Genomic DNA, 15,735 nt, shown 5'->3' on the forward strand with positions numbered 1-15,735 from the left:
AGCAGCCCTGCCCATCGGAGGCCATCGCTGAACGTTGTCACGCCACGCTTTACGGACCCGCGCCGACGCTCCGGGGCAGCAGCAGCCGGAACGTCGAACCCTCGCCCGGCCGGGTGTCGAGTTCGAGCCGCCCGCCGTGCGCCTCGGCGATGGTCGCCGCGATCGACAGCCCGAGCCCCGATCCCTGCCCGCCGCCCTCCCGGTCCGCCGACGGCCCCCGGTAGAACCGCTCGAAGACCTGCCGGGCCACCTCGGCCGGCAGTCCCGGCCCGTCGTCCGCGACCTCCACCACACACGCCGCCACCCCGGCCGGCAGCGCCGCCGTCGCACCGCGGCGGCCGGGCCGGTCGGTCCCGCCGGTGTCCGGCCCGGTGCGCACCGCACCCACCCGGACCTCCACGCACGCGCCGGGCGGGGTGTGCACACAGGCGTTGGCCAGCAGATTGCCGATCACCTGGGACAGCTGATGGGCGTCGCCCAGCGCCTCCACCACGTCCAGTGCGGACCCGGACCCGTCCTTCCCGCCCCCGCCCAGCGGTGCCAGCCGCACCTCGCGGCCCGGATGCGCGACGACGGCCGCGCCGACCCCGTCCGCCGCGAGCGACAGCAGGTCCACGGTCTCGCGGTGCGCCACGGGGGCGTACCCCAGCTTGGCCAGCAGGAAGAGGTCGTCCACGAGCCGGCTCATCCGCTCCGCGTTCCGGGCGATCAGCACATGGGCCTCGCGCCGCCGGGCCGCGGGCAGGCGCGGCTGCTCCACGAGGAGTTCGGCGAACCCCTGGATCGAGGTGAGCGGGGTGCGCAGCTCGTGCCCCGCGTCCGCCATGAAACGGCGCAACCGCTGTTCGGAGGCGTCCTTACGGTGCAGAGCCGCCCGGACCTGGCCGAGCATCGTGTTGAACGCGAGCCCGAGCCGCCCGGTCTCCGTGCGCGGGTCGGTGTCCGTCACCGTCAGGGCCGACTCGCCCCCGGTGATCCGCAGGGCCGTCCGCTCCATCCGGGCCAGCGGGCGCAGCCCCAGGCGCACGGCGGCACTGCCGAGCAGCCCGACCCCGGCCGCGGTGGCGACCCCGATCGCGAGGCTGAACCACAGCAGCTTCGACGTGGCCCCCTCCACCGTGCCCAGCGGCAGCGCGACGACGACGCGCCGCCCGTCCGGACCCGTGTCGGCCACCACCCGCCAGGCCGAACCGCCGTCCGCGTCCGGCACGGTGGCGGGGCGGCCGCGCTCCGGGGCGGGGCCGGAGGCGGTGGCGGGCAGCCGGGGGCGGCCGGTGCCGCTGCCGAGCGAGTCGGGCCGCAGCCGCCCGTCGGAGCCGTAGAAGAAGACCCGGAAATCGGAGGGCAGCACGTCCTCGGGCGCGGGGCCGTGCGGCGGCCTCCCGTACGCGGCCGGGGGCGGCGGGCGGAACTGGACGAGCCGGTGGTCGATCTGACCCGTCAGCCAGGACCGCATCACCGCGAGCCCCGCCGCCTGCGAGACCAGCACGGCCAAGGTGGCCAGGACGGTCGAGATCAGCACCAGCCGGGTCCGCACCGAGCGGGGCCGGCGCGGCAGGAACCTCACGGTGCGCTCTCGCGTGGCAGCCGCAGGCAGTAGCCCACGCCGCGCACGGTGTGGATCAGCGGCCGGTCCGCGCGGTCGATCTTGCGGCGCAGATTCTTGATGTACGTGTCCACGATGCGGGTGTCCCCGGAGAAGCCGTAGCTCCACACGTCCAGCAGGATCTCCTGCTTCTCCACCACCTTCTCGGCCCGCGACACCAGGCAGACCAGCAGCCGGAACTCGGTCGGCGACAGCCGCACCGGCTCCCCGCCCCGGTGCACGGTGTGCCGCTCGCGGTCGACGCTCAGGTCCGCGTACCGCAGCGGCGGCTGCTCGGCCGGAGGGCGGGGCGCGCCACCGGTGCGGCGCAGGATCGCCCGGATCCGCAGCAGGATCTCCTGGATGTGGAACGGCTTGGTGACGTAGTCGTCGCCGCCCGAGCTGAGTCCGATGATCCGGTCCTCGATGTCCGTGCGCGCGGTCAGGAACAGCACCGGGGTGTAGTCGCCCCGGGACCGCAGCGCCCGCGTCACGCTGAAGCCGTCCGTGTCCGGGAGCATGACGTCCAGCACGACCAGGTCCGGCCGGCGGCGTGCCACCTCGTCCAGCGCGTCCCGCCCGTTGGCCGCCGAGGCGACGCGGTGACCGGCCGCCGTCAGCGCGGAGGTGAGCAGCGTACGGATACCGGGGTCGTCCTCGACGACCAGGACGGAGTGCCGGGCGGACCGGTCGCCCATGGGAAGGATCACCTCACGGCGTGGCGGACACGGTCCGGGCGGCGCCGTGCGGCGCGATGCTACGGGCCGAACTTGTGCGCGTTCACAGGAACGGCGGCGCGCCCCGGCGGGGGTCCGGGGCGCGCCGGAGGTCAGCCGGTCACCTCCTTGCTCGTCGAGACGGACGGGTCCTTCGCCAGTGCCGCCGTGCGCTGGGTGACCGTGGTGCGCAGGGTGCCGGCCGCGCTCTCGACGTCCTTCGCGGGGACACCGGCCCGGGTGGCCTGCTCCGCGAGGTCGTCCAGGGTCTTCGTGGCCTTGCCGGAGGCGTAGTACTTCTCGTACAGGTCCTGGTACGCCTTCCGGTACACCGCATCGAAGGCGTCGAGCTCCAGGAACCGTTCCTTCAGGGCGTGCCCGGACATCATGCCGCCGCCGCGCCGGCCACCGGCCGCGTCGTCGCCGTCACCGCCGTCGGGTGCTCCGGGGAAGCCCTCGGGCATGCCTTCCGGCATCCCCTCCGGCTCGTCGCCGCCGCCCGGACCGCCTCCCTGTCCTCCGCCGGGGCGGCCGCCGCCCATGCTCATCTCGTCGTCAGGACCCGCCGTCGCGTCCCCGCTGAAGGTGAGGTTGTAGTCCCAGCCGAGCACGGAGAACTTCTTGCTGTTCAGGTCGTATCCGAGGAGGTAGTTCTTCCCCGGGCCCGCCATGTCGTCGAAGTTCATCAGCAGGTTCTGCGTGGCGACGTAGTGGGCGAACGAGTCGACGTCGACGTGCTTGTCGAGGTCGGCGGCGAACTCCTCGTCGGAGGACTCCTCGACCCACTTGGCCAGCTTCATCACCGGTTCGAGGTCCTGGCTGCCGACCTTGTTGAGCTGCCGGAACGACGTCTCGTACTTCGAGGGGTCGTCCCCCTGGTAGTCGAACGTGCCGCCCGCCCGGGCCTTGTAGACCACCGACTCGCCCTCGACCGCCTCCGCGTACTCGGTGTCGGGGTTCTCGACCATGAGCCGTACGGCCGCCGGCCGGTTGTTGACCTTGAGCGTCGTGAAGCCGTAGCGCTCGGCCGGCTCACCGGTCCCGTCGATCAGCGACAGCGCCAGCGCCTCGTTGAGGGGGACCTGGGCGTTGCTGCCCGGGCGCAGCGAGATCTCCCGCTCGCCCTGGTAGGCCCGGCCCTCCACGTACTCGTCGGTCTTGATGAGCCAGGGCAGCTCCTCGGGCTTGTCGGCGGACAGGTTGTACTGCGTCATCCCGCCACCACGCCCACCGGCCGCGCCGCCCGGGGCCTGACCGCCGCCGGCGGCATCACCGCCCTGACCGCCGCGCTGCCCCGTACCGCCGCCCGGCATGCCGCCCTCCGCGCCACCCGGCATCCCGCCCTGGCCGCCTCCCGGACCGCCTCCCTGGCCGCCGCCCCGGTTGCCGCGCAGGGACATCAGCGTCGAGTTGCCCTTGAGGCGGATGCCGACATCGCTCAGGAAGACCCCGTCGATCGTGAGGTCGGCCGGGATGGCGTCCTTCGTGCCGTCCTTCTTGAACTCCTTCATCATCTTGTCGAAGTCGGTCTGCTTGTACTCCAGTTGCACGGAGTGCTGCACGGACGTGTCGTACAGCCCGACCGTCCCCTTCACGTCATCCGTGATCGTGTCGGCCTCCGCCCGCGAGGCGGAGGTGACGTACGGGGAGACCCGGGCGTCGCCGAACGCGTACAGCATCACCGCGAGCCCGGCGCACAGCGCCCCGGCGGGCTTCCAGTGGTGCCGCAGGCGTACGGGCATCCGGTCGCGCAGCCGTCGTCCCCGGGGCGTGCCGTCGACGGGGCTCACAGGTCGGTGGTGTCGTAACCGGTCAGGACGGTCACGCGCTGGCCGGAGGTGCGCTCCTGGAGGGCGGTCACCAGGTCGCTGGGCTCGGTGCCCTTCTTCATCCGGACCGTGTAGAACACCTCGTTGAGCGCCCCGCCCCGGATCGTCTCCGTGGAGACCAGCTCGAATTCGGTCGTGTACCTGATCAGCACGTCACGGATGCCCGGCGTGTAGTCCTCGCCCGCCGGGACCTGGACCTTGACCACCTGGCGCTGCACGTTCAGCGCGAACCAGTCGAACTTGTGCATGATGACGACGACCGCGCAGATCACGACCGCGCCGACCGCGGCGAGCGTATAGAAGCGGGCACCGCAGGCCATGCCGATCGCCATGGCCAGGAATATGAACCCGACGTCCCGGGTCTCCTTGACCGCGTTACGGAACCGGACCACGGACAACGCGCCGACCAGGGAGAACGCCCGCGCCAGGTTGGACCCGACGACGAGCATGATGAGGGCGACGATCATGCCGACGATGACCAGGGTCTGGACGTAGGACTGGCTGTACGACACGTTCCGGTGGGTGTACCGGTAGACGTAACCGATGACCGTGCTCAGGACGAAGGACAGCGCCATCGCCGCGACGACGTCGGCGACGCTGAACGTCCCGCTGAGTTCCTGCAGATCGAAATTCACTGTGCTCCTGCTTCGAGTGCCGCGAGATGGAAGACGGACCGGGGCGCCAGGCCGAACGCCTCGATGGACTGGACGTACTTGGAGACCCGGATGAGGCTCAGATTGCGGCGGGCCGCGAGGTCGGTGATCCAGTGCGGGGTGCGCTCGTTGACCTTGATCTCCATCACCGACAGGTGCGGCGGCACGGTGAACCGGTTCTCCGCACCGTCCTGCCCGAAGTGGAAGTCGCGGTCACGGCCCCGGATACGCCGGTCGAAGGTGACCCTCAGACCGGTGTCGGCCGCGCGCCCGACCAGCGCCTCGCGCTGGTAGCCGGTCATCGCGGTGGGCCGGAGGTTGAGCCGTACGGCCAGGTCGAGCACCTCGTGGACGAACGCGCGCTCCCTCGGGGAGTGCTCCACCAGCTCCCGCCCGTCGCAGAGTTGACGGGCCGTCGCATACGGCAGGGTGATGCGCCGCTTCTGGGTGACCCGGTTGACGCGCTGCTTGATCTCGACGCAGACCGGGGACTCGTCCGTCACCCCGGCCGGGTCGCCGTAGTGCCTGATGCGCAGCTTGCGGCGGAACTTCAGGCCCTCGATCTTCTCCCAGTAGAACCGCAGCTCGGGGGAGTCGTAGTACAGGCTCCACACCCCGTATCCGCCGACCGGGCTGTTCAGGTCGCGGTCCATCCGCTCGCCGAGCTCGTCGCGGAGTTCGGCGGCCAGCTCGACCGGGACCAGGTACTTCAGCTCGTATCTGTTGAAGGCGTGCAGCCTGCTCGCCACATGCAGCGGTGGGGGGTCAACCGTGGCCGTGTCGGTGTGCGACACCGTGCGCCTCCTTCGTCGTCCGTGCCGGACCGGCCGGCCCGCGACACGGAACCAACGACGGATGAGGAGGCGATGAGAAACCCGGGTGGATTACAGGAGGATCAAAGATGGCCGGAAGGTGAACACGGCGGGTGCGGAAACAGCTGTGTCCCCGGGCGGACGGCCCGGGGACACAGCGGGAGAAGATCAGGCGAGCGAGGCGCTCAGCGTGATCGTGGTGCCCGAAAGCGCCTGGCTGACCGGGCAGTTGGCCTTGGCGTCTTCGGCCGCCTTGACGAAGCCGGCCTCGTCCAGACCCGGCACGGTGCCCACCACGGTGAGGTGGATGCCGGTGATGCCGGTGCCCGGCTGGAAGGTGACGTCGGCCTTGGTCTCCAGCCGTGCCGGCGGGGTGCCGGCGCCGCTCAGGCCGTGCGAGAGCGCCATCGAGAAGCAGCTGGAGTGGGCCGCGGCGATCAGCTCCTCCGGGCTGGTCTTGCCGTTCGCCTCCTCCGCGCGGGACGGCCAGGAGACCGGGTACTCGCCGATCCCGGACGAGTCGAGGGTGACGACCCCCTTGCCCTCCAGGAGGTTGCCTTCCCATTCCGTGTGGGCGGTACGCGTGGTAGCCATGCTGGTCCCTTCGAACGGTGCGCGGTGGTACGGGACGGCGGGGCACTGCGTCGTGCACCGCCGGTGGTACGTCCTTACGCCCCCGAACCTACTGCCCCACCAGCCCCTTCGCGTCGCGTGCCAGCGCCGTGAGACGGGAGATCGCCCGGAAGTACTTCTTCCGGTACCCCCCGTTCAGCATCTCGTCGCTGAACAGCCGGTCGAAGGGCAGCCCGGCCGCGAGGACCGGCACCTCCCGGTCGTACAGCCGGTCGGCGAGGACCACGAGCCGCAGCGCTGTCGACTGGTCGGGCACCGCCCGCACCTCGGTCAGGCACACCGCCTTGAGCCCGTCCGTCAGCGCGCCGTACCGGCTGGGGTGGACGCGGGCCAGGTGGTCGAGCAGCGCCGGGAAGTCGTCCAGGCTGGCGCCCGGCGTGGCGTACGCGGCCTTGGTGACCTGCTCGTCCGAGAACGGCGGCGGGGCCTCGGGCAGACCGCGGTGGCGGTAGTCCTCGCCGTCGATGCGCAGCGGGCGGAAGTGCGCGGACAGGCCCTGGATCTCGCGCAGGAAGTCGGCGGCGGCGAACCGGCCCTCGCCGAGCTTGCCGGGCAGCGTGTTGGAGGTCGCGGCCAGCGCGACGCCCTCCTCGACCAGCCGGCTGAGCAGCGAGGACACCAGCACGGTGTCGCCCGGGTCGTCCAGCTCGAATTCGTCGATGCACAGCAACCGGTGCCCGCTCAGCGTCCGCACGGTCTGCTGGAAGCCCAGCGCGCCCACCAGGTTCGTCAGCTCCACGAAGGTGCCGAAAGCTTTCAGCGAGGGCGCGGCCGGGGTGGCGTGCCAGAGCGAGGCGAGCAGATGGGTCTTGCCGACCCCGTACCCGCCGTCGAGATACACCCCGCGCGGCCCGGACGGCTTGGCCTCCGCCTTCCGGCCGAACCACTTGCGCTTCCCGGAACCCGAGGCATGCGCCCCGCCGAGCCCGGCGGCGAAGTCGCTCAGCACCCGGACCGCCTCGGTCTGGCTCGGCTGGTTCGGGTCGGGTACGTACGTATCGAAACGCACCGAGTCGAAGCGCGGCGGCGGCACCATCTCGGCGACCAGACGGTCGGCGGGGACATGCGGCTCGCGGGCGCACAGGGACAGCGGGGCCGTTTCGGCTATGGGGCTGGACCCCGGCACGGCGTGGGAGGACGACACAACCGTCAAGCTTACGACCCGTGCCAGACTGCCGGACATGCGACGCCTGTTCCCTGTGACCGACCTGACAGCGGCCGACACCTCCGGCGAATGGAGCCTGGACCGCCTCGCCGACGCCTACGCCTACCCCGCCGGGGACGGACCCTGGCTGCGGGCCAACATGGTGTCCACGCTGGACGGGGCCGCCCAGCACGACGGCCGCTCGCAGCCGATCTCCTGCGAGAGCGACATGCGGATCTTCGGCACCCTGCGCGGCCTGGCCGACGTGGTGATCGCGGGCGCCCAGACCGTACGCCAGGAGGGTTACCGGCCGGCCAGGGCGCGGGACGCCTTCGCGGCGCGCCGGGAGGACGCCGGGCAGACCCCGGCCCCCGCCGTCGCCGTGGTCAGCGGCAGCCTGGACCTGGACTTCTCGCTCCCGCTCTTCGTCTCACCGCTGGTCCCGACGCTGGTGCTGACCGGGGCGGGCGCGCCCCCGGACCGGATCGCGACGGCCCGGAAGGCGGGCGCCGAGGTGGTGATCGCGGGGGAGGGCTCGCGCGTCGACCCGGCCCGTGCCGTGCGGGAGCTGGCCGACCGGGGGCACCGGCGGCTGCTCACCGAGGGCGGGCCCCGGCTGCTCGGCCAGTTCGTGGCGGAAGGGGTGCTGGACGAGCTGTGCCTGACCGTCGCGCCGATGCTCACGGCCGGTGACGCCCAGCGGATCGCGGGCGGGCCCGCCGTCGAGGTGCCGAAACGATTCGCCCTGGCCTCGCTGCTGGAGGAGGACGGCTTCCTCTTCACCCGCTACCGCCGGCCCTGAGGCCCCGCCCTCCCCGTACGCCCCAGAGCTCTCCCCGTAGCGCCTCGCACGGTGGCAATGAGCGGAATATCGTGTTCCGGTTAGCGTTCCGTGGGCAGAATGGATCTCGCAGACCCCGTGCCAGCACGGGGAAGGATGGTTTCGCCAGCGGCCGGCGACGGTCGCTGAAGAGAAGGGCTCTGTGGTGTTCACCAGCGTTTTGATGATCGAGAAGGCCCTCACCGCCGGGGACGTCGAATTCGTCACCACCCTGCACGGGGAGGAGCGCACCTCCTTCGTCGTCCTCATGCAGCCGCGCGGCGACCAGGCGGACGTTCTGCTGCGGGCCATCGACGACCTGGCGATGGGCGAACTGAAGGAAGCGGCCCGCGAGAGCGAGGAGCCCGAGGGACGGAGCGCCAGGGAGTCGGCCGAGCTGGCCCTCGAAGTGTCCCTGGAGGCCCTGCGCCAGGCGGGCTCCGAGGCGGTCGGACAGGTGATCGAGAGCCACCCGCTGGACAAGCTCACCTCGGTGGTCGAGGAGTCCGAGGCCGACGAGGTCATCGTGCTGACCGCGCCCCACTACGTCGAGGAGTTCTTCCACCGCGACTGGGCGTCCCGCGCCCGGCACAAGGTCGGCGTCCCGGTGCTCAAGCTCTTCGCGCACAGCGAATAGGCTGGGAGCCCCTACCCGTACGCACCTGGGAGAGACACGTATGGCACCCGGCATCCCCGCCGCCATGGAACGACCCCACTTCATCGGCATCGGCGGCGCCGGAATGTCGGGCATCGCCAAGATCCTCGCCCAGCGCGGCGCGAAGGTCGCGGGCAGCGACGCCAAGGAGTCCCCGACGGCCGAGGCGCTGCGCGCGCTGGGGGCGACCGTCCACATCGGGCACGCCGCCGGGCACCTGGCCGACGACGCCAGCTGCGTCGTCGTCTCCAGCGCCATCCGCGCCGACAATCCGGAGCTGGTGCGCGCCGGGGAGCTTTCGGTCCCCGTCGTGCACCGCTCCGACGCCCTGGCCTCGCTGATGGGCGGGCTGCGCTCCATCGCGGTGGCGGGCACCCACGGCAAGACCACCACCACCTCGATGCTGGCCGTCGCCCTGAGCGAGCTGGACCTCGACCCCTCGTACGCCATCGGCGGCGACCTGGCCGGGCCCGGCACCAACGCCACGCACGGCGAGGGCGACATCTTCGTCGCCGAGGCCGACGAGAGCGACCGCAGCTTCCAGAAGTACGACCCCGATGTGGCGATCGTCCTCAACGTCGAGCTGGACCACCACGCGAACTACGCGTCGATGGACGAGATCTACGAGTCCTTCGAGACCTTCGCCGGGAAGATCGTCCCCGAGGGCACCCTCGTCGTCTCCGCCGACCAGTCCGGCGCCGTCGAGCTGACCCGCCGGGTCCGCGAGGCGCTGCCCGCGCTCACCGTCGTCACCTACGGCGAGTCCGACACCGCCGACGTGCGCGTCCACAAGATCACCCCGCGCGGCCTGACCAGCGAGGTCACGGTGATCCTCGGCGGGAAGTTCCTCACGTTCACCGTCTCCGTGCCCGGCCGCCACTACGCGCTCAACGCGGTCGCCGCCCTCGCCGCCGGCATCGCGCTCGGCATCCCCGCCCACAACCTCGCCTCGGCCCTCGGCAAGTACACCGGGGTCAAGCGCCGCCTCCAGCTCAAGGGCGAGGCGGCCGGCGTCCAGGTCATCGACAGCTACGCGCACCACCCCACCGAGATGACCGCCGACCTGGAGGCCATGCGCGGTGCCGCGTCCGAGGCCCGCCTCCTCGTCGTCTTCCAGCCGCACCTGTTCTCGCGCACCCAGGAGCTCGGTACGGAGATGGGCCAGGCCCTCGCCCTCGCCGACGCCTCCGTGGTCCTGGACATCTACCCGGCCCGCGAGGACCCGGTCCCCGGCGTCACCAGCGCCCTGATCATCGACGCGGCCACCGCCGCCGGGGCCGACGTCACCGCCGTCCACGACAAGGACCGGGTCCCCGAGGTCGTCGCGGGAATGGCGAAGCCCGGCGACCTCGTTCTCACCATGGGAGCGGGCGACGTCACCGACCTCGGCCCGCGGATCCTGGACCACCTGTCGAACTGAAGGAGCCACCCGTGACGTACGACGTCGAGAAGCCGGACGAACAGTGGCGGGAGGAGCTCACCGCCGCCGAGTACGCGGTGCTGCGCAAGGCCGGCACCGAGCCCGCGTTCGTCGGTGAGTACACGGACACCAAGACCGAGGGCGTCTACTCCTGCCGGGCCTGCGGCGCGGAGCTGTTCCGCTCCGACACCAAATTCGAGTCGCACTGCGGCTGGCCGTCCTTCTACGACCCGAAGGACACCGACGCGGTCGAGCTGATCCAGGACCGCAGCCACGGCATGGTCCGCACCGAGGTCCGCTGCGCCCGCTGCGGCTCCCACCTGGGCCACGTCTTCGAGGGCGAGGGCTACCCGACCCCGACGGACCAGCGCTACTGCATCAACTCGATCTCGCTGCGGCTGACGCCCGACGCGGGCTGAACGATCCCCGCGCGTCAGTGACCGCCCCGCCGCGGCAGGGCGCGTCTCAGTCGGCGTCCGCCTCCGACTTCAGCAGCGGGTGCGCCACCCCGGGGAAGACCCGGGCCCGCACGACCTCCTCCGCCGCGCCGCCCCTGACGACCGTCTCCGCGACACCCCAGGGGCGGCCCGGCAGGGTCACGGTCAGGGTGTACGAGGCCGGGCAGCCCAGGCACTCGTAGCGGTCCACCCACGTCTCGACCTCGGTGGTGCTGCCCGGGTAGCGCGCCACGTGCCGGTGCAGCGCGTGGCAGCGCCCGCACCGTTCCCCCGGCTCGCAGGTGCCGCCGCAGGGGCACGGCACATCGAGCGAGTCCGCCGGCCGCCAGCGCTGGGTGAGGACGGCCTCGCGCGTGGCGCCCATGTCCTTCATCGCCTTGAGGTTGCGGGCCGCCACGTTGTACGACTCGCCGGTCGCCGCCATCCGGTCGCGGATGACGTCCTTTCGGCCGCGGTTCGTCGTCATGATCCTCCTGGGGTCCACGCAGCCCGCCAGGAGGGCGCACGAGATCGGTGCCTCAACGGTACCCGCAGCCGGGAGCGGCCCGCGCCTCGCTCAGGCCCGCCGCACCCGCCCCGCGATGCGGCGGCCCAGGCGGCCCAGGGTGCCGCGCTCGCGGCGGTTCCAGTCGCGGAAGGCGTCCGCCCGGCCGCTGCTGCCCGAGCGGCCGACCGCGTCCTCGACCGCCGCGACCCGGTCGGCGGGCAGCCCCCGCACCACGGGGCGCAGCACCTCGTCGAGGAGCCCGGTCGCGGCCTCGGTCCACGTGGGTCCGGCGTGCGGGTGGGCCGTCCACACGGTGAAGCAGTCGGCCGCGTAGGCCGGGTCGGCGGCCAGCCGGGCCCGGACGCCGTCACCGCGCGCGGTCCGGGCGTAGGCGGCGATCAGGTCCGCGTCCCCGCTCTGCACCAGGGCGTACAGCTCCTCGTCGGGCCGCTCCGGCGCCAGCAGCCGCCCGGCCACCGCGTCGCACGCCTGCCCGAGCACGCCCGGCTCCAATGGCTCCGCCTCCGCGCGCAGCGCCCGCACCCGTTCGGCCCAGTCCGGCTCCGCCGCGCCCGAGCGCACCTCGCCGGCGAATTCCAGGAGCTGGAGCGCCGCGCGCACCCGGCCCCCGGTCTCCTGCGGGAAGCCGCGCAGCAGGTCGTGGGCCAGCTCCGGGGCCGCCCCGTCGTCGGCGCCGGCCGCGAGCGCGGCGGCCACCAGGAGCGACCAGGTGCCGGCCGCCCGGTGCGCGTCCGAGGTCGCCGCCTCCAGAAGCTGCCGGGCCTCGGCGGCAGTCGGCGCCTCGCCGTCCCAGACCAGGCCCACCGCCGTCCGCAGCACCCGCGGCTCCGCGAACGGCGAGACCCCGCCGGCCCGCAGGATGCGCTGGAGCGTCGCGACCCGGTCGTCGCCGCAGTCCGCCCTGGCCTCCGGCGCCCCGGCGCACATCCGCAGATGCGGCAGCGCCTGCGTGCCGGTGAACGGCAGCGGCACCCGGCTCAGCAGCCGCGCCACGTCGGCCGGATGGTCCGGCGCGATCCGGTCGAGTGCGCCGAGCAGCGCCGTACGCACATCGAACTGCTCGTCCATCAGCTCAAGGAGAGCGGGCGCCCAGCCCGGGGCGCCCTCCTCACCGCCCGTCAGCAGCGCGGGCGCGAGCCGGTCGACCACGGAGGGCAGCAGCTCGGCGCAGTCCACCCCGAGCAGCCGGGCCACCCGCAGCAGCTGCACCGTACGGGCCACGTCCAGGCCGACGCCCGCACCGCCCAGCTCGGTCACTATCTCCGGCCCGAGCACCCCGGCGACGGCCGCGCCCTCCGGCCCGCTGAAGGCGGTGCGGCCGGGCAGCTCCAGCGAGCCGTTGCCGCCGCGCACCGCCTCGGTCACCAGCATCGCGGCGAGCGGGGCGGTGGTCGTCGCGGGGGAGCGGCCGTCGAGCGCCGCGAACAGCCGCCCGGCGGCGTCGAATTCGGGCCCGGAGCGGTCGTCCGTCCCGGGCACGGTCAGCGCCTCGACCAGCCGGTGGGTACGGGTCCCGTCCAGGGCGTACGGCCGCTCGGCGGCCCAGTCCGCGGCCGCCGCGCGCTCCTCGGTGCCGAGCGGTATGCCGGCGCACAGGGCCGTCACCGCCAGCGGGCCCGCCGCGAACGGCTCCCCGGGCAGCGCGGCCGCCTCCCGGAAGAGCTCCGGCGCCCGGCCGCGCCAGACCCGGGCCGCCGTCTCGGCCCAGGTGTCGCCCACCGGCCCGTCCGGGCGCGGACCGGTGCACGCATGCACGCGCAGCCCGGAGTCCGCCAGCTCCTCGGCGTCCTCGGGCAGCACCCCGACCACCCGCTGCGCGGCCTCGCGGGGGCGGCGGGTGTACGTGGTGAAGGTCAGGTGCTCGGCGAGCCCGTCCGGCAGGGCGAGCCCGGCCAGCGCGATCCACCGGGCGACGTCCGCGCTCTGCCGCTCGGCCAGCACGACCCGCTCCGGTCCGTCGGGGCCGTGCAGGCGGCGCAGGTCGGACAGCACACCGGCCAGCCAGGGGCCGCGTGAGACGGCGAAGTCGTTGAGCGCCTCGCGCTCGCGGGCCTCGTGCCCGGCCGGGGCGGGCAGCGCGGCGAGCGGTCCCGGCAGCGGGCGGTCCGGCGTCGCGGCGGCCCAGCGGGCGGTCCGGCAGGCGGTGAGCGGCAGGGTGCCCTCGGGGAGCCGGGTGCCGGGGGGCAGGTGGACCGCGTGGGCGTGGAAGCGTACGGCGGAGGTCAGGGGGGAGCGCACCGCGACGGTCCGGGCCAGCAGCCCGCTGCCGTCGGAGAGCACGCTGAAGCTGTACGCCTCGGGCAGGGCGCGCAGGGCGGTGTCCGTGAGCCGGTCCGGTGTGCCGCGCGGCGCCTCGTACGCCAGCAGCGGTCCCGCCTCGGTCAGCACGGACGCGGGTATCGAGGGGTCAACCGACGTGAACCGGGCGGCGGTCGGCCCGTCCTCGCCGGTTCCGTCCCCGTCCGCGGAGGTGTAGTGCAACTGCGCGAGGCTCATGCGTCGGCTCTCTTCGTCCCTGCCTGAAGATCCCCTGCCACCCGCACCGGCCCTCGCGGTGGCAGCGCCGTCCCGGCTGAGAGCGGCGACCCCGGCGGGGAGTGCTCCGCAGTCGCTGGGGCGACGCTATCAAGGAGCGAGGCGGCCGGGTCGCCGAACGGGTGGCCGATTCGGCTCGGTAGGGGGAGGGGGCGTTGGTTACCGTGGGGCTCCTTGGGGGGAACCATGCTGCATACACTCTTCGATCGCGATGACTTGGCGCCGCGTGAGCGGCTGGCGGCGCTGAACGACGCGTTCCGCACCAGCGAGCACGCCATGGGCGTCCTCAGCCCCGAGGCGGACGGCTTCACCGCCCTGGTCCGGGGCGTCGACCTCGCGGCGGTGTCCGTGGTCGAGCTGACGATGTCACCGGGGCTGGTCGTGCGGTCCGACCGGATGGTGCGGCAGGCCGATCCGGAGCTGGTCTGCGTCGCGCTGGCCGCCTCCGGGCGGACGGTGCTCGGCCAGGCCGGGCGGGAGGCCGTCCTGGGGCCGAACGAGCTCGCGTTCTACGACAGTTCGCGCCCCTTCGAGATCGGCGTCGGCACCCCGGGCGGCGAGCCCGCGACGCTGATCCGGGCCCATGTCCCGCGCGCCCTGCTCGGCCGATCCGCGGACCTCGTGGAGCCGCTGCTCGCCCGGCCGCTCCAGGGAGACGCCGGCTTCGCCGGCATGTTCGTCCACCTGATGAGCAGTCTGGCCGACGAGTCGCGCGCGTACCGCCCGAACGACCGCAGCCGCCTGGCGGAGATCGCCGGCGACCTGCTCACCGCGCTCGTGGACCACCACGCGGACGCGGAGCCGGTGCCCGGGGACGACTCCCGCAAAGGGGCCCTGCTGCTGAGCATCGAGGCGTTCGTGCAGCGGCATCTGAACGACCCGGACCTGTCCCCGCGTACGATCGCGGGCGCCCACCATCTCTCGGTGGGGTACCTCCACCGGCTGTTCAGCGCGCGCGGCACGACGCTCACGGCGTGGATCCGGGGGATGCGGCTGAAGCGGGCCGGCCGGGATCTGCGGGACCCCGCACTGAGCGAGGTGACCGTGCATCAGATCGCCGTGCGCTGGGGCTTCCGGGACCACTCCACCTTCACCCGCAGCTTCCGTACGGCCTACGGCATGTCGCCGCGCGACTACCGGCACGCATCGTCAAGTCAGTGGTGACCGTACGTCAAAGACGCGAGATACGACGGGGAGAGAAGCTGTGGATACCGGACCCCGGTGATCCGGGGGGACGCCGGGGTCCGGGTAACGAGCAGCCGAGCAGGGGGAGTTCGATGCCGAGCCCGCCGACTGGGGTGCGGCCGGGCTACTCGAAGCGCGAGGTGTCGCCGGCTCCCCGGCGCACGATCTCCAGCTCGCCGCCCGAGAAGTCGATGACCGTCGTCGGCTCGGTACCGCAGTCGCCGGAGTCGATGACGATGTCCACCTCGTGGTCCAGGCGCTCCTTGATCTCCCAGCCCTGGGTGAGGGGTTCGGCCTCGTCGGGCAGCAACAGCGTGCTGGAGAGCAGTGGTTCGCCCAGCTCGGCCAGGAGGGCCTGCACGACCGGGTGGTCCGGGATGCGCACGCCCACGGTCTTCTTCTTGGGGTGCAGCAGCTGGCGCGGCACCTCCTTCGTGGCCGGCAGGATGAAGGTGTACTGGCCGGGCGTCGACGCCTTGACCGTACGGAACACGTCGTTGTCGATGTGCACGAACTGCCCGAGCTGGGCGAAGTTCTGGCACATCAGCGTGAAGTGGTGGCGGTCGTCGAGGTCGCGGATCGCCCGGATGCGGGACAGGCCGTCCCGGTTGCCGAGCTGACACCCGAGTGCGTAGCAGGAGTCCGTCGGATACGCGACGAGCGACCCGGAGCGGATGCTTTCGGCCACGTTGGTGATGGTGCGCTGCTGGGGATTTTCGGGGTGTACATCGAAATACTTCGCCATCCGGCGAGTCTACGGCCGGGTGCGCGAACGGTTCCCG

Annotated in this window: 15 protein-coding genes; 5 read left to right on the top strand and 10 right to left on the bottom strand. The window is 72.9% G+C overall.

Annotated elements, in window-relative coordinates; all coding sequences use genetic code 11:
* Positions 1-49: 49 nt before the first annotated feature.
* The 7 genes from ACIQZN_RS20035 to zapE form a co-directional block, all read right to left on the bottom strand.
* On the bottom strand, positions 50-1,567 hold the full coding sequence (locus ACIQZN_RS20035) for a sensor histidine kinase (RefSeq protein ID WP_403995361.1): 1,518 nt from the start codon (positions 1,565-1,567) through the stop codon (positions 50-52).
* Complete coding sequence (locus ACIQZN_RS20040; RefSeq protein WP_403995364.1) at positions 1,564-2,283, bottom strand: response regulator transcription factor; 720 nt, start codon at positions 2,281-2,283, stop codon at positions 1,564-1,566. The genes ACIQZN_RS20035 and ACIQZN_RS20040 overlap by 4 nt, the downstream gene beginning before the upstream one ends.
* Positions 2,284-2,414: 131 nt before the next feature.
* On the bottom strand, positions 2,415-4,091 hold the full coding sequence (locus ACIQZN_RS20045; RefSeq protein ID WP_403995367.1) for a CotH kinase family protein: 1,677 nt from the start codon (positions 4,089-4,091) through the stop codon (positions 2,415-2,417).
* Positions 4,088-4,765, bottom strand: coding sequence for a DUF4956 domain-containing protein (locus ACIQZN_RS20050; RefSeq protein ID WP_403995370.1), 678 nt, complete (start codon positions 4,763-4,765; stop codon positions 4,088-4,090). Before ACIQZN_RS20050 ends, ACIQZN_RS20045 begins: the two co-directional genes overlap by 4 nt.
* Positions 4,762-5,577 carry a polyphosphate polymerase domain-containing protein gene (locus ACIQZN_RS20055; protein ID WP_403995373.1) on the bottom strand — a complete coding sequence of 272 codons (816 nt, stop codon included), beginning with the start codon at positions 5,575-5,577 and terminating at the stop codon, positions 4,762-4,764. The genes ACIQZN_RS20050 and ACIQZN_RS20055 overlap by 4 nt, the downstream gene beginning before the upstream one ends.
* A 186-nt stretch (positions 5,578-5,763) precedes the next feature.
* A complete protein-coding gene (locus ACIQZN_RS20060; protein WP_329029529.1) occupies positions 5,764-6,189 on the bottom strand; it encodes an OsmC family protein in 426 nt (141 codons plus the stop codon).
* A gap of 88 nt (positions 6,190-6,277) precedes the next feature.
* Entirely contained in the window at positions 6,278-7,372 is a 1,095-nt protein-coding gene (gene zapE, locus ACIQZN_RS20065; protein ID WP_403995377.1) for a cell division protein ZapE, read from the bottom strand.
* Positions 7,373-7,409: 37 nt separating this feature from the next.
* Between zapE and ACIQZN_RS20070 the strand changes: the two genes are divergently transcribed.
* From ACIQZN_RS20070 to msrB, 4 genes are all read left to right on the top strand, one after another.
* Positions 7,410-8,174 (top strand): pyrimidine reductase family protein, encoded by a 765-nt coding sequence (locus ACIQZN_RS20070; protein ID WP_403995380.1) that lies wholly within the window; start codon positions 7,410-7,412, stop codon positions 8,172-8,174.
* A gap of 202 nt (positions 8,175-8,376) precedes the next feature.
* Positions 8,377-8,829: an indole-3-glycerol phosphate synthase gene (locus tag ACIQZN_RS20075; protein ID WP_403995649.1), complete on the top strand. Its 453-nt coding sequence runs from the start codon at positions 8,377-8,379 to the stop codon at positions 8,827-8,829.
* Positions 8,830-8,869: 40 nt separating this feature from the next.
* The gene (gene murC, locus ACIQZN_RS20080; RefSeq protein WP_403995383.1) at positions 8,870-10,267 is read left to right on the top strand and encodes a UDP-N-acetylmuramate--L-alanine ligase; all 1,398 of its coding nucleotides are present in this window, start codon (positions 8,870-8,872) and stop codon (positions 10,265-10,267) included.
* Between the two features lie 11 nt (positions 10,268-10,278).
* Positions 10,279-10,686 (top strand): peptide-methionine (R)-S-oxide reductase MsrB, encoded by a 408-nt coding sequence (gene msrB / locus ACIQZN_RS20085; RefSeq protein WP_403995386.1) that lies wholly within the window; start codon positions 10,279-10,281, stop codon positions 10,684-10,686.
* Between the two features lie 46 nt (positions 10,687-10,732).
* Here msrB and ACIQZN_RS20090 read toward each other — a convergent pair whose 3' ends face one another.
* Positions 10,733-11,191 carry a hypothetical protein gene (locus ACIQZN_RS20090; protein ID WP_403995389.1) on the bottom strand — a complete coding sequence of 153 codons (459 nt, stop codon included), beginning with the start codon at positions 11,189-11,191 and terminating at the stop codon, positions 10,733-10,735.
* 90 nt (positions 11,192-11,281) lie between these two features.
* Complete coding sequence (locus tag ACIQZN_RS20095) at positions 11,282-13,729, bottom strand: GTPase-associated protein 1-related protein (protein WP_403995392.1); 2,448 nt, start codon at positions 13,727-13,729, stop codon at positions 11,282-11,284.
* A gap of 225 nt (positions 13,730-13,954) precedes the next feature.
* Here ACIQZN_RS20095 and ACIQZN_RS20100 point away from each other — a divergent pair, with 225 nt between their 5' ends.
* Positions 13,955-14,932, top strand: coding sequence for a helix-turn-helix domain-containing protein (locus ACIQZN_RS20100; RefSeq protein WP_403995395.1), 978 nt, complete (start codon positions 13,955-13,957; stop codon positions 14,930-14,932).
* Positions 14,933-15,077: 145 nt separating this feature from the next.
* On the opposite strand, the gene ACIQZN_RS20105 is transcribed toward ACIQZN_RS20100, so the two are convergent.
* The gene (locus tag ACIQZN_RS20105) at positions 15,078-15,698 is read right to left on the bottom strand and encodes an L-threonylcarbamoyladenylate synthase (RefSeq protein ID WP_403995398.1); all 621 of its coding nucleotides are present in this window, start codon (positions 15,696-15,698) and stop codon (positions 15,078-15,080) included.
* Positions 15,699-15,735 lie beyond the last annotated feature (37 nt).

The organism is Streptomyces sp. NPDC097595, assembly GCF_044761525.1.
Taxonomy (GTDB): domain Bacteria; phylum Actinomycetota; class Actinomycetes; order Streptomycetales; family Streptomycetaceae; genus Streptomyces; species Streptomyces drozdowiczii_A.

Bases quoted from the DNA above. Each gene is read 5' to 3' on its own strand.
- ACIQZN_RS20095 (WP_403995392.1), bottom strand. From the start codon at position 13,729: ATGAGCCTCGCGCAGTTGCACTACACCTCCGCGGACGGGGACGGAACC.
- ACIQZN_RS20040 (WP_403995364.1), bottom strand. From the start codon at position 2,283: ATGGGCGACCGGTCCGCCCGGCACTCCGTCCTGGTCGTCGAGGACGAC.
- ACIQZN_RS20075 (WP_403995649.1), top strand. From the start codon at position 8,377: ATGATCGAGAAGGCCCTCACCGCCGGGGACGTCGAATTCGTCACCACC.
- ACIQZN_RS20100 (WP_403995395.1), top strand. From the start codon at position 13,955: ATGCTGCATACACTCTTCGATCGCGATGACTTGGCGCCGCGTGAGCGG.
- murC (WP_403995383.1), top strand. From the start codon at position 8,870: ATGGCACCCGGCATCCCCGCCGCCATGGAACGACCCCACTTCATCGGC.
- ACIQZN_RS20105 (WP_403995398.1), bottom strand. From the start codon at position 15,698: ATGGCGAAGTATTTCGATGTACACCCCGAAAATCCCCAGCAGCGCACC.
- ACIQZN_RS20090 (WP_403995389.1), bottom strand. From the start codon at position 11,191: ATGACGACGAACCGCGGCCGAAAGGACGTCATCCGCGACCGGATGGCG.
- ACIQZN_RS20070 (WP_403995380.1), top strand. From the start codon at position 7,410: ATGCGACGCCTGTTCCCTGTGACCGACCTGACAGCGGCCGACACCTCC.
- ACIQZN_RS20060 (WP_329029529.1), bottom strand. From the start codon at position 6,189: ATGGCTACCACGCGTACCGCCCACACGGAATGGGAAGGCAACCTCCTG.